This window comes from Streptomyces sodiiphilus (assembly GCF_039529215.1).
GTDB lineage: Bacteria > Actinomycetota > Actinomycetes > Streptomycetales > Streptomycetaceae > Streptomyces > Streptomyces sodiiphilus.
The window spans coordinates 1-2825 of the sequence record NZ_BAAAMJ010000011.1 but is presented as its reverse complement, the minus strand read 5'-3'; the positions used below and the strand labels follow the sequence as shown (position 1 = coordinate 2825).

Below are 2825 nucleotides of genomic sequence, written 5' to 3'. Positions count from 1 at the left end.
GCCGCGCCCGCGCCGGCCGGGCCCGAGAACCCGTCCGGCCCGCCCGCCACACCCGACCACGCCCCGGCCGCGGCCGGCTCCGACGGGCCACCGGAGTTCGGCGAGAGCGGTCTGCCCAAGCGGCGACGCGGCCGGACCCTGGCGAGCGCGCACTCCTCCGGCCCGGCCCCGCAGCCCGCTGCGAAGCCCGGACCGGCCCACTCGCCGGCGGAGTCCGCCGCCCGGTTCGGCGCCTTCCGCCGCGCCGTCCAGGGCCAGGCGCCCGACGGTCCGACCACCGAATCCTCTTCTTCCCGTCCGGAGGACGACACCCGATGAACGCACCATCCACGGGGGCTCATCCGCACGCGCCGTCGAACGGCACGAGCGACAAGCTCGACTGGCTGCTGGAGAACCTGCTCCAGCGCACTCCCGGAGCCCGGCACGCACTCGTGCTCTCCCGGGACGGGCTGAAGCTGTGCCGCACCCCTGAACTGTCCGAGGACCAGGCCGATCAGCTCGCCGCGATATCGGCGGGCATCCAGAGCCTGTCGCACGGCGCGTCGATGGAGTTCGGTGACGGCAGCGGCGGCGTCCGCCAGGCGATGACCGAGTTCTACGGCGGCATCCTGTTCATCGTGGAAGCCGGGGACGGCGCCCACCTGGCGGTCGTCGCGGACGAGGACGCCGATGTCGGCCTCATCGGTCACAACATGAACGAGCTTGTCGAGCAGCTGGGCGAATACCTGAGCGCCCCGCCCCGGCAGCCCGGCAGCGGCGGCGGACCGGCATGAGCCGCCCGGGCCGGGATGACGATCCGGACCGGCTGTACACCCTCACCGGAGGGCGCAGCCGGTCGGATTCCGCAGCTTTCGACCTGGTGACGCTGGTGGTCGCCGAGAGCGACCCGACGCCCGGCATGCAGTCGGAGCACACAGCGATCCTGCGCATGTGCCGGTACCCCACGGCGGTCGTGGAGATCGCCGCCGATCTGAACCTGCCGGTCAGCATCGTCAAGATCCTGCTGTGCGACCTGCTCGACACGGGCAAGGTCACCGCACGGCACCCGCGGACCGTCACCGCGGCGCAACTACCCGATCCAGATCTCCTTGAGCAGGTGCTCGTTGGACTCCGCAACCTCTGACCGACCCGCAGTGCGCCCCCCTCTGCGCAGCACCGCCGACAACGGTCTGAAGATCGTGATCGTCGGCGGGTTCGGTGTGGGCAAGACCACCATGGTCCGTGCCGTCAGCGACATCCGGCCGCTGAACACCGAGGAAACGATGACCCAGGCCGGTGAGGGCATCGACGACCTCACCCAGGTCCGCGGCAAGACGTCCACCACCGTGGCGTTCGACTTCGGGCGGATCAGCCTGAACGAGCAGACGGTCCTGTACCTCTTCGGCGCCCCGGGCCAGGAACGCTTCTGGTTCCTGTGGGACCGGCTGTTCTCCGGCACCCTCGGTGCCGTGGTGCTCGTCGACACCCGGCGGCTGGCCGACTCCTGGTACGCCATCGACCGCCTGGAGCACCACGGCACGCCGTTCATCGTGGCGCGCAACGACTTCGGCGGCCCGTCGCACACCGCCGAGCAGGTGCGCGAGGCGCTGGACCTGTCCGAGGACGTGCCGCTGGTCGACTGCGACGCCCGGTCACGGGAGTCCAGCAAGACCGTTCTCATCACCCTCGTCCAGCACCTGCACGCCCTCGCCTCCGCCTCCTCCGCCCGTGGAGCCATATCGTGACGACGCCCACCGACCCCGCCGCCCGTCCCGGCGCAGCCCACTGCCCGGTGGTCCACCAGGACGCCGTGCCGCTGGGCGGACCTCTGTTCGAGCAGGACCCCGGCCCCCTGTACCGGGAGATGCGCCGGCAGCACGGCGCGGTGGCCCCCGTCAGCCTGCTGGGGGACGTCCCGGCCTGGCTGGTGCTCGGCTACCGGGAACTTCACCATGTCACCAGCGACCCGGTGCTGTTCAGCCGCGACTCGGAGCTGTGGAACCAGTGGGACAGGATCCCGCCGGACTGGCCGCTGCTGCCGATGATCGGGCGCAAGCAGCCGTCCATCCTCTACACCGTGGGCGAGGCGCACGTCCGCCGGGCCGCGATGATCAGTTCGGCGCTGGAGGGCGCGGACCAGATCGAACTGCGCCGGCACGCCGAGCGGTTCGCCGACGGCCTGATCGACGCCTTCTGCGGGCAGGGCGAGGCGGACCTGATCGCCCAGTACGCCTCGATGCTGCCGATCCTGGTCCTCGCCCGGCTCTACGGATTCCCCGACTCCGCCGGCCCGGGCATCGCCAAGGCGCTCAACGACATGATCGACGGCGGCGCCGACGCCCTCGCCGGCCAGCAGCACCTGGTGGTCTCGATGCAGCAGCTGCTGGCCGCCAAGCGGGTGACCCCGGGGGCGGACGTCGCCTCCCGGATGCTCGCCCGCCCGGCGGGCTTCTCCGACGAGGAGCTGCTGCAGGACCTGATGGTGATGTCCGCGGCCGGCCACCAGCCCACCGCGGACTGGATCGGCAACTCGCTGCGCCTGATGCTCACCGACGACAGGTTCGCGGCCTCCCTGGGCGGCGGCCGGCACAGCGTCGGCGAGGCCATGAACGAAGTGCTCTGGGAGGACACCCCCACCCAGAACGTCGCGGGCCGCTGGGCGTCCCGCGACACCCGGCTCGGCGGCCGGCACATCCAGGCCGGCGACCTGCTGCTGCTGGGACTGGCCGCCGCCAACGGCGACCCGCAGGTGCACACCGGCGGCACGGCCGGGTTCACCGGCGGCAACAACGCGTTCTTCTCCTTCGGCCACGGCGAGCACCGCTGCCCGTTCCCGGCCCAGGAGA

At 72.0% G+C, this 2825-nt stretch carries 4 protein-coding genes and 1 pseudogene; all 5 read left to right on the top strand.

What is annotated here, in order from left to right; all coding sequences use genetic code 11:
* Positions 1-318: pseudogene (locus tag ABD299_RS07900) on the top strand (ATP-binding protein); the annotation flags it as partial.
* On the top strand, positions 315-773 hold the full coding sequence (locus ABD299_RS07895) for a roadblock/LC7 domain-containing protein (protein ID WP_344259827.1): 459 nt from the start codon (positions 315-317) through the stop codon (positions 771-773). The pseudogene ABD299_RS07900 and the gene ABD299_RS07895, both read left to right, overlap by 4 nt.
* Positions 770-1123: a DUF742 domain-containing protein gene (locus ABD299_RS07890; RefSeq protein WP_344259826.1), complete on the top strand. Its 354-nt coding sequence runs from the start codon at positions 770-772 to the stop codon at positions 1121-1123. Before ABD299_RS07895 ends, ABD299_RS07890 begins: the two co-directional genes overlap by 4 nt.
* Positions 1104-1724: a GTP-binding protein gene (locus ABD299_RS07885; protein ID WP_344259825.1), complete on the top strand. Its 621-nt coding sequence runs from the start codon at positions 1104-1106 to the stop codon at positions 1722-1724. Before ABD299_RS07890 ends, ABD299_RS07885 begins: the two co-directional genes overlap by 20 nt.
* A 47-nt stretch (positions 1725-1771) precedes the next feature.
* Positions 1772-2825 (top strand): cytochrome P450 family protein (locus ABD299_RS07880; RefSeq protein WP_344259828.1); only part of this gene is annotated, 1054 nt, incomplete at its 3' end.